This window comes from Janthinobacterium sp. FT14W (genome assembly GCF_009208755.1).
GTDB classification, from domain to species: Bacteria; Pseudomonadota; Gammaproteobacteria; order Burkholderiales; family Burkholderiaceae_D; genus Janthinobacterium; species Janthinobacterium violaceinigrum.
Map to the genome: position 1 here is coordinate 19,804 of NZ_WFLL01000004.1, position 16,404 is coordinate 36,207.

Below are 16,404 nucleotides of genomic sequence, written 5' to 3' on the forward strand. Positions count from 1 at the left end.
AGTAATCTATAAATATTTCCATATTGGAATTGGTTACTGCTTGTTTAGCAACAGCCGGCAATGACGCGGCGTTCGCGGCACTGCTGCGCGGTTCGCCAGCGCCCCATCACTGGCGCAGTGGCCGTCGTGTTTGCCTGCCGTGCCTGCCTGATCTGTTGCCAGATAAAATCACCGGTCCGATTACAGACTCGTCCTACCTCTAACCCCGGCATCGTCCGACTGGCGCCTGCCGGAGCCGTGCCTACACTGTTCCTTGCACAGACCCGGTGGCGGGTCCATTCTTACAATCTCAGGAGGTTGATATGGCGAATATCCAGGCAGGATCGGACGGTGCGGCAAATGAGGAAATGTCGGCCAAGCGCCTGAACGTGGTCGACTGGATCTCGATGATCCTGCTGATCGTGGGCGGCTTGAACTGGGCGCTGGTGGGCTTGTTCGATATCGACATCGTGGCCCGTATCCTGGGCGCCATGACGACGGCTTCGCGCGGCGTGTATGTGCTGGTGGGGCTGGCGGCGTTGTATTCCATCTACCTGTGCGTGCGCAAGCTGCCAGGCAAGCCCTAGAGTCGTCTGTGCGACTATGCGGCGGCGTACAAGGAGCGCAAGGGCGTGCTGCAAGCGCCGGGAATTTGATTTGGCGTCACGGGCCTGATGCCGCCTTGTGCGCGTGCATGTAGCTGCCTGCATGCAGGGTAGCGCTCGGCCAGCTTGGACGCTGACGTTATTGCATGTGCTTATTGCGTGCGCAGATAGGCCAGCAAATCGGCCACTTGCTGGGTGTTACCGATGCCCCAGAAGCGCATGTTGTTGCCGGGAATGAAATCGCTGGGCGCTGCCAGGAAGCGGGCCAGGTTTTGCTCCGTCCAGACGATATTCGCGTTCTTCATGGCCGCCGAATATTTGTAATCGGTGGTGGAGCCCGCTTTGCGGCCAATCACGCCCGTCAGCTTGGGACCGAAGCCGCCGCGTGCCGATGGCCCCACCTGGTGGCAGGAAGCGCACTTGCGAAACGCAGCCTTGCCCGCGTCGGCATTGCCCGTGAGAGGAGGCGCGGGAGCGGCGGCTGCCTGCGCGGCGGTACATGGCGCCAGCAGCAGGGCGGCAGCGGCGAGGGGGGAGAGCCGCTGAAAGGCAGCTGAGAAGGTAGCTATAAAGGTTGATATCATCGGTAAGGCGGAAAGGTACGGTACTGAATGTACGATATGGCAAGCAATGACGCATTTTACAGGCGGACATCAAATACTGCCTGCCTGCCTGCCGGCTTGCGCGGCGATGCCAGGGCGCGCAGCGCACAGCGGGAAGCGGTGCCGAAGGCGGACGGACTGAAAGCCCTTATCCCTTATCCGTTACCGCTACGCTTACCGCTACGCTTACCGCTTACCGCTTGCCGCCCTGGGCGCCCAGCGCCGCCATGGCCGATGCAAACACGATGCAGGCGATGGCCAGCCACTGGGTCAGGCTCAGCAGTTCTCCCAGCACGGCCATGGCGGCCAGCGCGCTGACGGCCGGCGCGGCGCTGCTGAACATGCCGAACACGCCTTGCGGCAAGCGGCGCAGGGCGAAGATTTCCAGCGAATACGGCAAGGCGCTGGACAGCATGGCAATGGCCAGGCCCATCAAGGCAATCGACGGCGCCAGCAGGGCCGTGCCCGAGTAGGTGATGCCGATGGGCACCGTCACCATGGCCGCCACCGTCATGCCCCAGGCCACGGCTTGGCCGCCCTGCAAGGTCGAGGCCCGCTTGCCGAAGATGATGTACAGGGCCCAGCACAGGGCCGCCCCCAGCGCATACGCCACGCCCACAGGGTCCAGGCTGCCCGGGTTGCCCTGCAGGGGCAGCAGCAGATACAGGCCGAACACGGCACACGCGACGGCCAGCAAATCGCGCGGCCGGCGCGACGACAGCATGGCCACGGCCAGCGGCCCCGTCACCTCGATGGCCACGGCGATGCCGATCGGTATCAGCGCAAACGCCCGGTAGATCAATAAATTCATCAGCCCCAGCACGGAACCGTAGACGAGCAGATTCAGCACATCCTTGCGCGTCAGGCGGTAGCGCCAGGGCCGGAAGATGGCCAGCAGGATCAGCGCCGAAAACCCCACCCGGTACGCCGTAATCCCCTCGACGCCGATGACGGGAAACAGATTCTTCGCAATCGCCGCCCCCAGATTGACGGAAATCTGCCCTCCCAGGACGGCCAGGGAAGGGAGCAGGATGCTGTCGGAGAGGGGGGAGGTCGAGGCGGGGGAGGTCATGGGGCGCCATTTTAATACGCAACAGGCTGCTAGTCGCTGGCAGATCTGCAACGGACGGCATTTATCCGCCCGTACTGGCTGCAATGGGCTGCAAAGCGGAGCGGCACTGTTGTAATAGTGCAAGTATTTTCTGTTAATGCTATTCTGCCGGTACCGTACTGATCAGTGGGATGCCGCCACCGATTCTTTGTCTCTATGGAGCCGCTCTATGAATTGCAAAAGCATGGCAGTTACCGTCGCCTTGGTGTTTGCCGCCGGCATGGCTGGAGCACAGGCCTTGCCGCCGCAGGCGCAATTGCCTGCCTGGGCAACGCAACAGCTCGACAGGCTGGCCAAACGCGAAGCGATCGAAGTGAGCGCGCGCATGAACCCGTTTGTCCTGCGCGGCGATTTCGATGGCGATGGCATGGAGGATCTGGCCGTGCTCGTCAAGAACAGGGATAGCAAGAAGGAGGGCATCGCCTTCCTGTTCAGGCAAAAGACGGCACCCCTCATCGTCGGTGCCGGACATGCCTTGTCCAGCGGCGGCGACGATTTCGCCTGGCTGGAAGTGTGGCAGGTGGAAGACAAGGGATCGTTGCAGCACAGCTATCATGAAAAATCCCTCAAGCTGAAAACGGATGGAATCGTGGTGGCGAAAGAGGGTTCTGCCAGTGCCTTGATCTATATCAAGGGCGGCAAGGCGTTTTGGCAACAGCAGGGTGATTGATGGATTGCCCGAGCATATCCGCTGGCTGGCAAGCAGTCCACGGGAATGGGCAATATCCTGGATCGGCATGAATTGAGAATATGACAGCACTGGCAGTGGATTTCGTTGCATCCTACACCCCCTCATCCGAAGCGAAAATTGCCTTTGCCTGGAATGGCAGGCATGGGGCCGATTTCGACGATGCCAACATGGCGTTTCGCACGGTGATAGGCAATTATTTCGAAGAGCATGCGCAGGCATGCTCCTTGCCGCTGATTGCCGCCCTGTACCGCGCGGAGACGCAGTGGGCGAAGGAAGCCTGGTGCGTCAGGAGCGTGGTGGCTGAATTGGCGCAGGAACTGCTGCAGCGCGGTGGCGTCGCTTATCTCGATGTGTACCTTGCCGGCGCATGCTGCGGCATGGATGCCTGTATGGAATCGGGGAATATTTCGCTAAGCAAGACGCGTTGCGAAGAGCTGCTGGCCTATTGCAAGGCCTCTGCATTCAACGCCGAGGCCGGTCTCCGGGAACGATGGACCATGCTGGCACAGCGCTTTGCCTGCCTGCTTGCCGGTGCGGCATGATGATGTTAATGAGGGAACGATTGAGAGAAGCAGTTAAGGGGCAATACGGGAAGAAACTCGTCGGATGCACGATGCCGGCGCTCGCCCTGGCTGCCAGTTGCGGCGCCCGCGCGGCGGAGCCTGAAACCGTTGCAACATTGGCGATGCAGTTATTCCTCGGCGTTTGCGTGCCTTCCCAAGGGGATGTGCAGCAGATCGAAGCGGCAGTCAGGCGTGTGAAGCTGGTCGAGGTGATGTCAAAAGAGGCGCGGGCACTGCCGGATGATGTGCCTGGCAAGTCCTGGTCCACGAGCGAAACAGGCGGCCGCTTTACGGTAGTTGCCACGCAGCCGCAAACCTGCGCCGTTGTGGTGAAACAGATAGCTCCAGCCGATTTGACGCGCGAGTTTGAACGGTGGCTTCCTCCGGCGAGCACCGGCTACACGGTGATGCAGAAAGCCGAGGACCGGCAGGGTGATATGGCGACCTCGTCTTACGCCATTTTGCGCGAGGGGCGGCTCAAGTACAGCTGGGTGCTGCGCATGTCCTTGACCCAGCCGGGCGCGACGGGAACGCTTTCCGTGCGTGCCGCTGTACCCTGACTTATTACGATGGAGTAGTATTGAATGTATGTATTTAGTATCGGCGACACCAATTTTGCCGTGGATGCCGCGAAATCGCGGATCAGCGTGGCGGCACTTGCCAATGGCATGCGGGAAATTAATATCACGATCGAGGCCGACGACGATGAGTTCATGCGGCTGACGGAAGACGACGACGCACCGTGGTCGTGGGCGCTGTATCCGCCGTCATTCTCTTTGCACGGTTTGCTCGTCGCGGGAATGGATGCCGCGCCCCTGCACGGGCTGGCCGTCGATGCCAGCAGTACGGACTGTGAATGCAGTCTCTACATGATGGAATACCGCGATGTGGCGGACCTGTGCCTGGTGGAACTGTCGGCGCAGCGGCTGGCGCTGACGGGCAAAGTGGATTTTTTTGGCGACAGCATGCCCTTCGCCATCGATCTGCCGCGCGCGGCCTAGCACCTGTCTGTCGCGCGGCGGCAGGGGCGGCCTGTGCGGACCGCCCCCGTGTCACTAGTCCAGCTTCAAGGCCTTCGCCACATCCCCCCACGCCACATACTTGAAGTTCTGCGGCCCATCAGGCAAGCGCTTGTAGCCGTCCTGGATCACCAGCATGCCTTGCGCGTACGCGCCGCCCAGGTTGGCGGACGTGACGTCGAGGCCGTCCGTTTCCGAGGTGCCGTCGATGCCGGCGGGTAAATTGAACCCCACCTTGAAGCGGCCGCGCACCTTGTACGGCGCTTGCGCGTCGAGTACCACGTAGCTGCTGTCGCCCTGGCTGGAAACGATCAGGTAACCCGTGTTGGCCTTGGCGCCAGGCTGGCGGTAGATGGCCATGCCTTCCACGTCGGCCGTCAGGTGCGCGCCCACGGGCAAGACCATGGCGAGCGCGTCCGGCTTGGCGGCGTCGGCCGAGGTGGTCCACACGCCGCGCGTTTCCTCGCCCAGGAACAAGCGGGCGTTGGCGTCGTCGGCCACGCAGCCTTCCGGTTGCGTGGCAACCTTGAAGCTGCGCAAGAGGGTGGCGCTGAACTTGTTGCCTTCCAGGCCGATGCTGTACTGCTGGAAGGTGCCGTCCTTGTCGTTGATGAACGCTTGCACGCCGCCGCTGGCCGGCTGGTACAAGCACATGCCGTAGATGCTTTTCAATCCCGTAGGGAAGCGGCCCGCTTCCGCCACCACGCCATCGGCATTGATGGTGAACAGCATCATGCTGTTGTCGTCGCGCTGGGTGGCCACGGCCAGGTCGACCTTGCTGCCATTTAATTGGATATTCTGCCGCACGTCGACGTTGTTCAGGCGGCCCACTTCCAGCAGCTGTGTCTGCTTGCCTTGCAAGTCGTAGACGAGCAGTCCCTGTTTCTTGTTGGTGCCCAGGATGCGGGCGTCGGCGGGATTGCTGGACAGCCAGATGGCCGGGTCGTCGGCCGCGTCGCCCTGGCGCGCCATCGGTTCCGTCTGCGCTTGCGGGGCGATGATGGCGACAGGGGACTGCATTTCCGCCTTGCCCGTCCATTTCAAGGGCCGCGCTTGCCAACCGTTCTTGCCGCGCAGTAGCAAGGAATCCTTGTCCAGCGCCAGCTGGCTGTCGCCCTTGCGCACGTTTAAGGCCACGGCTTGGGCTGGCTGCGCCATCCATTGACTTCCCTGGCGGGCGTACAGATGCAGCTTGTCTGCCTTGCCGTCGAGCACAGCCACGCCACCGGGCAGCACGGCCAGCGCGCCGGCGCCGCCGTCCAGCTGGCCATACGGCTTGCGCAGGGCCACCACTTCGCGCTTGCCCATGCCTTCGGACTCCGCGTCATACGCCCACACGCCCATGCCGGACTCGCTCACCAGCAGGCGCTGGGCGCCATCGTCGGCCCGGCAATGTTTCGCGTGCGGCGGCAAGGCCAGTTTGCGCACCAGCTGGCGCTGCTCGCCCTGCATCACCCACTGTTCCGCTTGCCCATCCTTGCCGATCAAGAACAGATGGGCTAGCTGTTGGGCGTCGCGGTACAGACACGACGCTTCCACGGAAAACGTGGGCACGGGAAACGGCGCCAGCTGGACCAGTTTGCCGGCCTGCACGTCCACGGAGACGGGCAGGGGGCGCTGCGTGTCCGCTTCCAGGAACACGGCCAATATTTGATTGCCGTCAAGGCGCGTGTCGAGCTGCTTGGCGCGCACGGCGATGCGGTCCTGTTCCTGGCCCGCAGCGTTGAACAGGCGCAAGCCGTACTTGTCGAGCAGCAGCCAGCCGCCGCCGGGCAGGCGCGCCAGTTCTTCCGCTTCCTGCGTGAAGGAAGGGGCGGCTTGGGCAGGGGCCGCTTGTGCCGTGCCCGCGAGGCAGAAGGCAGCCAGCAAAGCGCTGCAGAGTAGGGTTTTTTTCATGGTATTGGAAATCATCATCAGAAGGCGCTGGCTTTCAGGCTCACTTTAAAGGTGCGGCCATATTGTTCGTTCTGCACGTTGTATTGCTTCGTGCCCTGGTAGACATAGTATTTTTCGTTGTTCAGGTTGGCTGCCTCGAACACGAGCTGAAATTGCTTGCTGATCTGGTAGGACAGCGAGAAATCGAGCTGCTTCTGGCTGTCGACGATGCGGTCCTGGCTTTGGTCGAGGATATCGCCGCCCATTTCCAGCAGATACGGCGACTTGTAGTTGAGGGCCAGGCGGGCGCTCACGGGTCCCGTTTCATAGCCCAGCATCAAGTTCATCACCTGGTTCGACTGGCCCGGCAGGCGGATGTCGCGGTTGATCTGCTTGTTGCTCGCCTTGTCGAAGCGGCCGATTTGCGCGCTCGAGGTGCTCAGGGTGCCGTTGACGCCCACGAGCATTTTGTTGAACGGCGCCGGCAGCATGCGCAGCGGCTGCATGTAAGCCAGTTCGATGCCTTTGACCTTGGCCGCGTCGCCATTTGCATACGAGGTGGCTGTCGTGTAGCCTGCCCACTGGCCCGTGCCGGCCAGGTTCGTCGTGTAGGTGAAGTTCTTGATGTCCTTGTAGAATCCGTAGGCCGACATCACGCCGTCGTTGCCCAGCACTCTTTCGATGCCCAGGTCCAGGTTGTTTGCCTTCAAGGGTTTCAAGTCCGGGTTGCCGATCACGGCTTCCGTATTGCTGGCCAGGCTGATGCCGGGCGCCAGCTGGCTGAAGTTGGCGCGCACCACGGCTTGCGTCCAGGCGGCCCTCACGCTGGTATGTTGATCCACGTCATAACGGGCTTGCAGGTTCGGCAGCCAGTTGGTGTAAGAACGTTCGCGCGTCAAGGGCGTGGCCACGCCGGCGCTGTCCACTTGCGAACCTGCCGCCTCGAAACTGGTGCGTTCGGCGCGCACGCCGCCCAGGATGTGCCAGGCGTCGAAGTCGTAGCTGTTCTGCACATACATGGCGTTGATGTCTTCATGCATGCGGTAGTCGTTGATGATGGATTCCGTGGCCAGGCGCGCCTTGTCGCGGTCCAGGCCCGCCACGCGGGCGCGGATCAGGGCCGGGTCCAGCGCCACGCCGATGTTGCCCAGGTCGTAGTCAAGGTGGTGGCCTTGCACGAAATTGCTCATCGAGGTGGAACCGGCGCCCCAGTAATTGCCGCTCGTGGCCTTGCTGCTGTTATACGCCCATTGATCCGTGTCATTGGTCTTTTCACGGCGGCTGACTTTCGCGCCGAATTTCAGCGTGGCGATGTCGAACTTGCGTGTCAGGTCGATGCGCGCGTGGTGTTCGTTATCTTTCGAGTAGCGCTTTTGCAGGGTGATGGCGTTGAGCGCGTAGCTGGCCGGGTCGTACAGCGAGGCGGGGCCGCTCAGCAATGGTTGCTCGGTGCCATTGAAACTGATGCCGGCGAAATTGCTGATGCCGCGGAAACGGCCATCGTTCAAGGATTCCGGCGTGTCTTCCGTGGCGCGGCTCAGGCCGCCTTTTACGTCCAGGGTCCAGTCGCCCGATTTCTGCTGCGTGCCCAATACCAGGGAGCGCACTTGCTGCGTGTACTTGCGCTGGCGGATGCGGCGCTCGGCGCGCGCGCTGGCGGTCTGGTCTTCCGCCAGGCTGCCGCCCGCGATATTGCTGATGGTCAAACGGTCGCGCACTTCATTGTCGGAAAATTCGCTGACGAACGAGCGCAAGAACCAGCTGTTGCCCGCTTCCGGGCGGTAATCGAGATTGACGGCCAGGGCGCCGCGCTTGCGCACGGGCAGGTAGTCGCGCAATTCCAGGCCCGACAATTTACTCTTGCTCCAGGCGCCGCCCGTTTCCACGTCATCCGAGCCGAACGAGCGCTTTTCCGCACTCAGGCCGGCGGCCACGCCCAGCTTGCCATCGAGGAAGCGCTGGGCCCACAGGGCGCCGCCGCCGGGGCTGGTCTTGCCCGTTTTTTCATCATGGCTGGCGCCCACATTGGCCGACAGCAGCTTGCCCGGCAAGTCGAAGGCGGACAGCGATTTGACTTCGATGGTGGCGCCCAGCGAGTTGGCGTCCATTTCCGGCAGCAAGGTCTTCGACACTTCCAGCGTGCGGATCAGGCCTGCAGGCAGGATGTCCAGCGCCACGGCGCGGCGGCCCGCTTCCGGCGACGGCACCAGCGCGCCGTTGATGGTCACGGCATTCAGGTCCGGCCCCAGGCCGCGCACCGTGATGTAGCGGCCTTCGCCCTGGTCGCGCTGCACGGAGACGCCCGGCAAGCGGGCCAGCGCCTCGGCCGCATTTTTATCGGGCAAGCCGCCGATATCGTCGCTGCTGATGACGCTGATGATGTTGTCGGCTTTCTCTTGCGCGGCGATGGCGTTGCGCAGGCTGGCGCGCTGGCCGCTGACGACCACGGTGGCGGCTGGCTGGTCATCGTCCTGGGCTTGCGCCTGGGCCTGGCTGGTGCCGCTGAACACGGCCATGATGGCCAGGGTCAGGGCCGTCAGGCGCAGCGGGGAGGGGAACGAAGTGTGCATGGTTTTCATGGTGGGCTCGGTTAGGGGGAAGGAACGGGGCGGATTCTAGGCAGCAAATATGACGGTTGCGTGACAGGCAACGGTGGGCCGCCGTGAAAACCACGGCGTGGGGCCGCTTTCCGGCCAGAAATGAACCTTGGTGAGCTGAAATGACCTGCCAGCGCAGGGCGCATGGGCAATGGCTTGCCGGATTTGCATCGGCCGGGCTGCGAATGATGAGCCGTTTGCACCTGCCGCACGGGCGTGGGGCATGTCATCGTGCCGTCATGGGCGGGCGCTATCGTGGCGACAGCACCACTTTTAAAGGTTCCCCACATGCTGCCGTTGCACCGTAACAGCCTGATTGCCGCCGCGCTGGCGTTGCCTCTGTTCTTTTTCCTGTACGCCACACTTGGGCACGTTAAACCGTTTGCCATCTGGAAGTGGATGGATATCGTCTGCGAAGGCGGCACGGCCGTCATGGCGGGCATCTGGTTCTTGTTTACCCTCAGCAGCCGTCCCCGCGGCCGCGTGACGAGCCTGATCGCGGGCGGCCTGTGCGCCATCATGCTGGGTTCCTGGGCTGATTGCCTCGATGAATTCTTTGCCGTCGATAAGAGCGCCGTGTGGGATAACTGGCTGGAAGCCTTGATTCCGTTCGGTATGCTGGTGCTGACGATCGGCATGTATTACTGGCGCCAGGAACAGTTTCGCCTGAACGAACACCTGCAAAAGCGCGAGCGCCTGTTCCGCGACCACCGCGCCTTCGACCGCATCACGCAGCTGGCCGACGCCAGCTACCTGCGCACGCAGATGCGCCTGGAGCAGGAGCGCCGGCCCGGCCTCGACTGCGCCCTGGTCTTGCTCGACATCGACAGCTTTCACCTGATTAACCGCGAATACGGCCACCGCGAAGGCGACCGCGTGCTGCAAGCCGTGGGCCATATGCTGTTGCTGAACTTGCGCAATGACGATTTGCTGTGCCGCTATGCGGGCGACCGCTTCGCCGTGCTGATGCCGGGCGTGTCGCGCGAAGATGCGGCCGCGAAAGCGCGCCACCTGTGCGCGATGGTAGGGCAGATGCGCCACCACACGAACGACAACCGCGAAATCCGCCTGAGCCTGCGCCACGCCTGCGCGCTGACCGATGGCGTGCCGGAAGTGGTGCTTGCGGAACTGAGCCGTGCCGTGGAAACGCCGCGGCCCGGTTCCGCGGTCAATGCCGCCGCGCCTGCCTGATGCTCCTGAACCAGCAAGGCGACCCCAGCATCGCGGCCCACCACCAGCCCGCGCTGGTACTCGATTATGCGCGCAGCCGCGAGCTGGCCACGGCGCCCCTGCTCAAGGGGACGGGCCTCGATGGGGGGCCGCTGCCGTCCGCGGAAAGCCGGGTCAGCGCCGCGCAATACCTGCAATTGCTGGCCAATGTGGCGCGCGGCCTGGACAGTGCCGACACCAGCTTCATGCTGGGCCAGCAAATGCTGCCCGGCCATTACGGCGCGGCCAGCCACGCCTTGCTGCAGGCGCAGAACCTGCGCCAGGCCTTGCACATCCTGTGCGGATTCCATACCTTGCTGTGTCCGCTGCTGCAGCCCCGCGTGCGCGAGGCGGGCGACATGCACGTGCTGTACTGGACGGACGCGTTCGGCGCGCCGAGCCAGCTGCCTTTTCTGGTGGAAATGCACATGACGGCGCTGGCGGCCATGTGCCGCTGGCTGGCGGGGGAATCCTTGCCCTGGCGCTTCTGCTTCAACCGGGCGCGGCCCCGTCACGTGGAGCAGCATGAGGTGCACCTGGGCCAGGCGCTGCGCTTCGATTGCCAGGTCGACGCCATGCTCATCGATTCCAGCTGGCTCGACAAGCCCTGGCCGCGCGGCAATGCCACGGCGGCCGCGCTGGCCTTGCGGGCGGCGGCTCTGGCGCCCGTGCCTGCCGCCAGCCTGCTGGGCGCGCTGTACGACTATCTGCTGGCCAATATCCGCTGCGCGCCCACCCTGGAGCGCACGGCGCAGGAGTTTGGCGTCAGTCCCGCCACGCTCAAGCGCCACCTGGCGCGCCATGGCACGCATTTCCAGGCCGAACTGGACCAGGTGCGCGCGCACAAGGCCATCTACCTGTTCCAGGCGCATGGCTACGACAACGACGCCGTGGCCGCCTACCTCGGCTTTCATGATGCCACCAACTTCCGCCGCTCGTTCAAGCGCTGGACGGGGCAAACGCCGCAGTTGCTGCGTCACGCGCTGGCCCTGTTCGTGGCCGGATGAACGGGGGCGTTGCGCGCCAGCGCCACTGACAGTCGTTCCGGAGGGAACAATTGCCCGTTCTGCTACATCCATAGTACACTCGATCAGAGAGCGAACAGACGCGCTTTGAGGCGATCCGGCAAGGCGTCAAACGACGCCGTAACGCCGCCATACCGATGGCGGGCCGGCGGCGATGACCGGTGTGCCGTGCCTTAACCCAGCCTGGAAACTGGCGTCCCCAGTGTGGCGCGCCGGAAACCGGGCAACTTGATAATGCTCAATCGTGTATTCACAATCGCAGATCGATCCAGTCGTCAGTTTCCGCAACACCCAGGGTGAGGCGGTGCGCGGCACGATTTTCAACTTGCAGCGCAATTCGCTGGTCATGGAAATCTACAATCCATACTCGATTGTGCAGGTCAGCGAGGTGCTCAATGACGTGACGGTGCGCATGGGGGCGAAGAACGCCTACGTGGGCAAGGCCGTCGTCATCAGCAGCGTCAACACGGGCCTGACCGCCATCGTTTCCGTGACCCTGATCGACGAGTGGCGCGAGCTGAGCGACGTGGTGGTGGTCAAGGGCGCCGTGCAGAAAGAGTCCAGCGCCTTTGTCGCGGGCTGGGGCGAGCGCTTCCGCATCCGCCGCGACTACCAGATCGTCGTCAACGAAATGCGCGCCTTCCTGTCGGAAGTGGCGCGCTGGGTCGAGCAGGTCGACTTGTCGGACTCGCTGCCCAAGGAAAACGGCCGGCTGCGCCCCGATATCTTCGACGAGCTGGCCCTGCCGCTGATGGAGCAAACCCAGCTGTACCTGCGCCAGCTCGAGGTGGAAGCGTCGCTCGTCGAGGAAGAGCGGGCGCCGGCCCATCGCGCGTTTGCCCAGGCGGCCCTGCATCCGCTGATCCTGCGCGCGCCGTTCGTCTTCCGCACGTTTACCAAGCCGCTCGGCTATGCGGGCGACTACCAGATGGTCAACCAGCTGCTGGACGATCCGCGCCAGGGACCGAGCACCTACTTTCAGATCGTCAATGCCGCCTTCCTGCAGGCGGCCGTGGCCACGGCGCACCGCAACCGCATCGATATCCTGGCGGAATTCCTCGCGCAGAAGGCGGCCGCGGCCCGCGCGGCCGGACGCGTCTACAAGGTGCTCAACGTGGGCTGCGGCCCCGCCATCGAGGTGCAGCGCTTCCTGGAAACCTGCCCCGATGCGCAGTGGCTGGCCTTCGAGCTGGTCGACTTCAGCAGCGAGACCCTGGACTGGACGCGCGCGCGCCTGACCAGCATCATGCAGCGCACGGGGCGCGTGGTGGAAATCGACTATGTGCACGACTCCGTGCACAACCTGCTCAAGCGCCGCCATGGTTCGGGCGCCACGGGCTTGCCCGGCGTTTTTGACGCCGTGTATTGCGCCGGCCTGTTCGACTATCTGTCGGACAAGGTCTGCGCGCGCCTGCTGCTGCACTTCGCCTCGCGCGTGGGGCCGGGCGGCCGCCTGCTGGTGACTAACGTGCACGCCGATAATCCGGGCAAGTTCGGCATGGAGCACCTGCTGGAGTGGCATTTGATCTATCGCAATGAGGCGGGCTTGGCGGCCTTGCTGCCCGAACATGCGATCGAACCGAAAATCTATGTCGACGCGACGGGCGTGAATGTGTTCGCGGAAGTGAGCATTCCTTGATGGACACTCCAGGCCTGCACGCCGGCTACACGGCCGTTCTGCGCGACTTTCGCCTGGAATTCAGCCGCGGCGGGGCCTACACGGGCATCGTGCTGATCCTGCTGGGCATGGGCCTCGATTCGGCCCTGTATCCGGACAAGCAGTCGGCGTTCACAGGTGCGCGCATCCTCGTCTCGGTGCTGATCTTCTGTGTCGTGCTGGCCATGCGCACGCGCTGGGCGCAAGACCGCATCCAGGGCCTCACCTTTGTCTGGCTGATCCTGCCGCAGATCATGATCGCCTGGATGATCGCCGTCACGGAAGGCGCCACCTCGATCTATTACGTGGGCATGACCCTGGCCATCTATTCCTCGGGCATCGTGCTGGCTTTCGGCTTGTGGCAGAATATGGTTTTCGGCGCCGTCTCCTGCCTGCTGTACGTGGCCGCCTGTGCCTGGCATGCGGGCGGCTTCGACCTGGCGGGCACGTTTGTCGTCAATTGCCTGTTCCTCATCATGTCGGCCAGCATCAGCGCCGTGTTTACCTACTTCAATGAGCGTGCCCGCTTCATGCTGTTCCAGCTGAAGGCGGAAGTGGCGCAAAAGAACACGCAGCTGGAAGAAACGAATAAAAGCCTGGCCGATATCAAGGGGCAGATGCTGCAGCAGGAGAAAATGGCCGCCATCGGCACCCTGGCCGCGGGCATGCTGCATGAAGTGAACAATCCCGTGAATTTCTGCATGATGGCCATCGAGGTGGCCATCGAGGACCCGGCCGCCAAGCAGAGCGCGCTCGTCAGCGAATGCCTGGCCGACGCCAAGCAGGGCATGCTGCGCGTGCAGCACATCGTTTCCGACTTGAAGACCTTTGCCTACCGCAAGAGCGGCAACCAGCTGGAAACGGGGCATTTCCAGTTCCGCAGCGCGCTTGACGCGGCCATCCGCCTGGTGGGGCATGAAACGAAGAATGTCAGCATCAGCCACGACTTGCCCGTCGACACCCTGGTGCGCGGCGACGAGGCCGCCATCGTGGGCGTGCTGATCAATTTGCTGGGCAATGCCGTGCTGTCCATGCGCAAGGGCAATGCGCCCCCGTTCGAGATCCGCATCACGGCCCACTGGGAAGAAAACCGCCTGCGCATCAGCGTGCGCGACAACGGCCCCGGCATCGCCCCGGAAAACCTGGCGCGCGTGTTCGAACCGTTCTTTACCACGCGCGAAGTGGGGCAGGGCCTGGGATTGGGCCTGAGCATCAGCTATGGCGTGATCGAGCGCCATGGCGGCACCTTGAGCGCCGAAAGCGAGCTGGGCAAATGGGCCAGCATGAATTTCGACTTGCAGCGCTCCGACTGGGAGGGCCGTTAGCATGGACAACGATAGCCGCGCCAGCGTGCTGTACGTGGACGACGAGGCGCTCGCCTGCAAGTATTTCGAGCGCGCCGCCGCCTCGCGCTACCGCGTGCTGACGGCGCAGAGCGTCGATGCGGCGCTGGCCTTGCTGGAAGACGAGGCCGCCCACGTCGACGTGCTGGTGACCGATTACCGCATGCCGGACCGCCTGGGAAGCGAGCTGCTGCAGGAAGTGGCGCAGCGCTATCCGCACATCGTCTGCATGCTGGTGACGGCGTACGCGGACAAGGACGTGCTGCTGGAGCTGATCAATGGCGGCTCGCTGTTCCGCCTGCTGGAAAAGCCGCTCGACCTGAACGCCATGCAGACGGCGCTGCAGCTGGCCGTGCAGACGGGCCGCGAGCGCGTTGCGCGCCGGCAGGGCCTGGTGGCGATGGAGGAATCGCTGGCCTTCCTCGCGCATGAATTGAACACGCCGCTGGCGGCCATCGCCAATTTTGCCCGCGGCATTGCGCGGCGCGCGCAGGCGGACTCCGCGCCGCAGGCCGAGATCGGCGAGGCGGCTGCCTTGATGCACGACAATGCGCGCTATTGCCTGTCCGTGCTGGCCAGCTTTGTCGACACGGTGCGCCTGGCCAGCGCGGGACCGGGCATGCAGGGCGGACGCAGTGCCGGCAGCGCGCGCCAGCTGCTGGCCGCCTTGCTCGACAGCTATCCCTTGAGCACGGCCCAGCGCGCCGCCATCACGGTCGAGCAGGGCGAGGATTTCGCCATTGCCGAGTCGCCCAATTGCGTCGCGTTGATACTCTCATCGGTGCTGGCCAATGCCTTGCGTTCGGCCGGCGAGCAAGCTCACCCGGCCATCGGCATCCGCATCGATGCCGGCCGCATCCAGGTGCGCGACAATGGCGCAGGCATCGCGCCCGACATTGTCGAGCAGCTGTTGATCGACCCCGTCAGTGCCAGCGGCGACGAGAGCAAGGGCTGGGGCATGGTGTTCTGCCACCGCATGATGCAGTCGTTTGGCGGCAACCTCGATATCGCCACCGAGTTTGGCAATTCCACCACGGTAACCCTGAATTTTCCAGTACATATAAGGAACGAGCATGATTGACGCCAATCTGCGTTTACCGGCTCAGCTTGAGCCGGCGCAAGGCTTGCCGACGATACTCTATGTCGATGACGAGGCCAACGCCCTCAAATATTTTCAGCGCGCTATCGGGCCGCTGGCCAACGTGCTGACGGCCACCTCGGTCGAGGAGGGCAAGCGTATCCTCGACGAGCAGGCCGACCGCATTGCCGTGCTGGTGTCGGACCAGCGCATGCCCGGGGCCTACGGCAACGAGCTGCTGTCCTATGCCTGGGACCGCCATCCGCATATCGTGCGCATCCTGACCACCGCGTATTCCGAGCTGGAGCACACGGTGGAAGCCGTCAACCAGGGGCAGATCCACCGCTACATCCAGAAACCGTGGGATATCGCGGCCCTGCGCATGGAATTGAAGCAGGCGCTGGAACTGGCGCGGCTGCGCAATGAGCACGCCCAGCTGCTGCGCGAAAAACTGATGGTGCGCCAGCGGCAAGCCGTGGCCAACCGCATCGGCACCCTGTACGCGCTGTGCGCCAGCCTGGCCGGCCCGGAACAGCAGCTGCCCGTGGAAGCGTATCTGTCGGCCGCCCTGACGGCCGGCGTCACGCCGCCCGAGCCGGACTGGCTGCTGATGGATTATGCCGACCTGGTCAGTTCGGAAGCGTTCCGCGGCACGGCGTTTGCCGCCGCCGTGCGCCAGCAGCTTGACGCACTGGAGCGCGAGCATCCGGGGCGGGGCGTGGAGCAGGCGGTCGACATGCTGCTGCCCGCGTTTGGCGCGTCGCTGCAAAACCAGGGCGGCACGGCGCTGTTCCTCGATGGCCGGCAGCTGACGGAATTCCTGGAAACGCCCACCACCATGCCCGTCTCGCCCACCCACGCGTTCTGGCTGGCCAGCCTGCTGTGGCTGGCGCGGCGCGGCTGGTCTTTGCAGCTCAGCAAGACGGAGCAAGGCTTGCAGGGCAAGGTGGTGCAGGCTGAACCGGCGCTCACGCCGGACCACCTGGCGGCCTGGATCGAGCAGTTCTGACGGCGCGCCCTTGCGGCAGAGCACGCTGTAAGGGCGCGCAC

General features: G+C 63.7%; 15 protein-coding genes. 11 read left to right on the forward strand and 4 right to left on the reverse strand.

Features of this window, described 5'->3' with window-relative positions; genetic code table 11:
* The first annotated feature begins 302 nt into the window (after window positions 1-302).
* Complete coding sequence (locus GCN74_RS04645; RefSeq protein WP_226938865.1) at window positions 303-566, forward strand: DUF378 domain-containing protein; 264 nt, start codon at window positions 303-305, stop codon at window positions 564-566.
* Window positions 567-736: 170 nt separating this feature from the next.
* On the opposite strand, the gene GCN74_RS04650 is transcribed toward GCN74_RS04645, so the two are convergent.
* Together GCN74_RS04650 and GCN74_RS04655 are read right to left on the reverse strand one after the other, a co-directional pair.
* Window positions 737-1,168 carry a c-type cytochrome gene (locus GCN74_RS04650; protein WP_152255558.1) on the reverse strand — a complete coding sequence of 144 codons (432 nt, stop codon included), beginning with the start codon at window positions 1,166-1,168 and terminating at the stop codon, window positions 737-739.
* Between the two features lie 211 nt (window positions 1,169-1,379).
* The gene (locus GCN74_RS04655) at window positions 1,380-2,258 is read right to left on the reverse strand and encodes an EamA family transporter (RefSeq protein WP_193316967.1); all 879 of its coding nucleotides are present in this window, start codon (window positions 2,256-2,258) and stop codon (window positions 1,380-1,382) included.
* A 223-nt stretch (window positions 2,259-2,481) separates the two neighbouring features.
* Between GCN74_RS04655 and GCN74_RS04660 the strand changes: the two genes are divergently transcribed.
* The 4 genes from GCN74_RS04660 to GCN74_RS04675 all read left to right on the forward strand — a co-directional run bounded on the left by GCN74_RS04660 (window position 2,482) and on the right by GCN74_RS04675 (window position 4,552).
* Window positions 2,482-2,967 (forward strand): hypothetical protein, encoded by a 486-nt coding sequence (locus tag GCN74_RS04660; RefSeq protein ID WP_152255559.1) that lies wholly within the window; start codon window positions 2,482-2,484, stop codon window positions 2,965-2,967.
* Window positions 2,968-3,047: 80 nt separating this feature from the next.
* Window positions 3,048-3,530 (forward strand): hypothetical protein, encoded by a 483-nt coding sequence (locus GCN74_RS04665; protein WP_152255560.1) that lies wholly within the window; start codon window positions 3,048-3,050, stop codon window positions 3,528-3,530.
* 71 nt (window positions 3,531-3,601) lie between these two features.
* Entirely contained in the window at window positions 3,602-4,111 is a 510-nt protein-coding gene (locus tag GCN74_RS04670; protein ID WP_152255561.1) for an NMCC_0638 family (lipo)protein, read from the forward strand.
* A gap of 24 nt (window positions 4,112-4,135) precedes the next feature.
* Window positions 4,136-4,552, forward strand: a complete 417-nt coding sequence (locus tag GCN74_RS04675) for a hypothetical protein (RefSeq protein WP_152255562.1) — start codon at window positions 4,136-4,138, stop codon at window positions 4,550-4,552.
* Window positions 4,553-4,606: 54 nt separating this feature from the next.
* Here GCN74_RS04675 and GCN74_RS04680 read toward each other — a convergent pair whose 3' ends face one another.
* Together GCN74_RS04680 and GCN74_RS04685 are read right to left on the reverse strand one after the other, a co-directional pair.
* Window positions 4,607-6,466, reverse strand: coding sequence for a phytase (locus GCN74_RS04680; RefSeq protein WP_152255563.1), 1,860 nt, complete (start codon window positions 6,464-6,466; stop codon window positions 4,607-4,609).
* A 17-nt stretch (window positions 6,467-6,483) separates the two neighbouring features.
* On the reverse strand, window positions 6,484-9,024 hold the full coding sequence (locus GCN74_RS04685) for a TonB-dependent receptor (RefSeq protein ID WP_152255564.1): 2,541 nt from the start codon (window positions 9,022-9,024) through the stop codon (window positions 6,484-6,486).
* Window positions 9,025-9,330: 306 nt separating this feature from the next.
* Between GCN74_RS04685 and GCN74_RS04690 the strand changes: the two genes are divergently transcribed.
* From GCN74_RS04690 to GCN74_RS04715, 6 genes are all read left to right on the forward strand, one after another.
* The gene (locus tag GCN74_RS04690) at window positions 9,331-10,233 is read left to right on the forward strand and encodes a GGDEF domain-containing protein (RefSeq protein WP_152255565.1); all 903 of its coding nucleotides are present in this window, start codon (window positions 9,331-9,333) and stop codon (window positions 10,231-10,233) included.
* Window positions 10,233-11,258, forward strand: coding sequence for an AraC family transcriptional regulator (locus GCN74_RS04695; RefSeq protein ID WP_152255566.1), 1,026 nt, complete (start codon window positions 10,233-10,235; stop codon window positions 11,256-11,258). The genes GCN74_RS04690 and GCN74_RS04695 overlap by 1 nt, the downstream gene beginning before the upstream one ends.
* Before the next feature lie 262 nt (window positions 11,259-11,520).
* Window positions 11,521-12,915 (forward strand): class I SAM-dependent methyltransferase, encoded by a 1,395-nt coding sequence (locus GCN74_RS04700; RefSeq protein WP_152255567.1) that lies wholly within the window; start codon window positions 11,521-11,523, stop codon window positions 12,913-12,915.
* Window positions 12,915-14,258, forward strand: coding sequence for a sensor histidine kinase (locus GCN74_RS04705; protein ID WP_152255568.1), 1,344 nt, complete (start codon window positions 12,915-12,917; stop codon window positions 14,256-14,258). The genes GCN74_RS04700 and GCN74_RS04705 overlap by 1 nt, the downstream gene beginning before the upstream one ends.
* 1 nt (window position 14,259) lies before the next feature.
* Window positions 14,260-15,357, forward strand: a complete 1,098-nt coding sequence (locus tag GCN74_RS04710) for a hybrid sensor histidine kinase/response regulator (RefSeq protein WP_152255569.1) — start codon at window positions 14,260-14,262, stop codon at window positions 15,355-15,357.
* Window positions 15,350-16,363 (forward strand): response regulator, encoded by a 1,014-nt coding sequence (locus GCN74_RS04715; protein ID WP_152255570.1) that lies wholly within the window; start codon window positions 15,350-15,352, stop codon window positions 16,361-16,363. Before GCN74_RS04710 ends, GCN74_RS04715 begins: the two co-directional genes overlap by 8 nt.
* The last annotated feature ends 41 nt before the right edge of the window (window positions 16,364-16,404 follow it).

Coding starts and splice junctions, on each gene's coding strand:
- GCN74_RS04715 (WP_152255570.1), top strand. CDS start 15,350: ATGATTGACGCCAATCTGCGTTTACCGGCTCAGCTTGAGCCGGCGCAA.
- GCN74_RS04665 (WP_152255560.1), top strand. CDS start 3,048: ATGACAGCACTGGCAGTGGATTTCGTTGCATCCTACACCCCCTCATCC.
- GCN74_RS04655 (WP_193316967.1), bottom strand. CDS start 2,258: ATGACCTCCCCCGCCTCGACCTCCCCCCTCTCCGACAGCATCCTGCTC.
- GCN74_RS04675 (WP_152255562.1), top strand. CDS start 4,136: ATGTATGTATTTAGTATCGGCGACACCAATTTTGCCGTGGATGCCGCG.
- GCN74_RS04650 (WP_152255558.1), bottom strand. CDS start 1,168: ATGATATCAACCTTTATAGCTACCTTCTCAGCTGCCTTTCAGCGGCTC.
- GCN74_RS04710 (WP_152255569.1), top strand. CDS start 14,260: ATGGACAACGATAGCCGCGCCAGCGTGCTGTACGTGGACGACGAGGCG.
- GCN74_RS04685 (WP_152255564.1), bottom strand. CDS start 9,024: ATGAAAACCATGCACACTTCGTTCCCCTCCCCGCTGCGCCTGACGGCC.
- GCN74_RS04670 (WP_152255561.1), top strand. CDS start 3,602: ATGCCGGCGCTCGCCCTGGCTGCCAGTTGCGGCGCCCGCGCGGCGGAG.
- GCN74_RS04690 (WP_152255565.1), top strand. CDS start 9,331: ATGCTGCCGTTGCACCGTAACAGCCTGATTGCCGCCGCGCTGGCGTTG.
- GCN74_RS04645 (WP_226938865.1), top strand. CDS start 303: ATGGCGAATATCCAGGCAGGATCGGACGGTGCGGCAAATGAGGAAATG.
- GCN74_RS04705 (WP_152255568.1), top strand. CDS start 12,915: ATGGACACTCCAGGCCTGCACGCCGGCTACACGGCCGTTCTGCGCGAC.
- GCN74_RS04680 (WP_152255563.1), bottom strand. CDS start 6,466: ATGAAAAAAACCCTACTCTGCAGCGCTTTGCTGGCTGCCTTCTGCCTC.
- GCN74_RS04695 (WP_152255566.1), top strand. CDS start 10,233: ATGCTCCTGAACCAGCAAGGCGACCCCAGCATCGCGGCCCACCACCAG.
- GCN74_RS04660 (WP_152255559.1), top strand. CDS start 2,482: ATGGCAGTTACCGTCGCCTTGGTGTTTGCCGCCGGCATGGCTGGAGCA.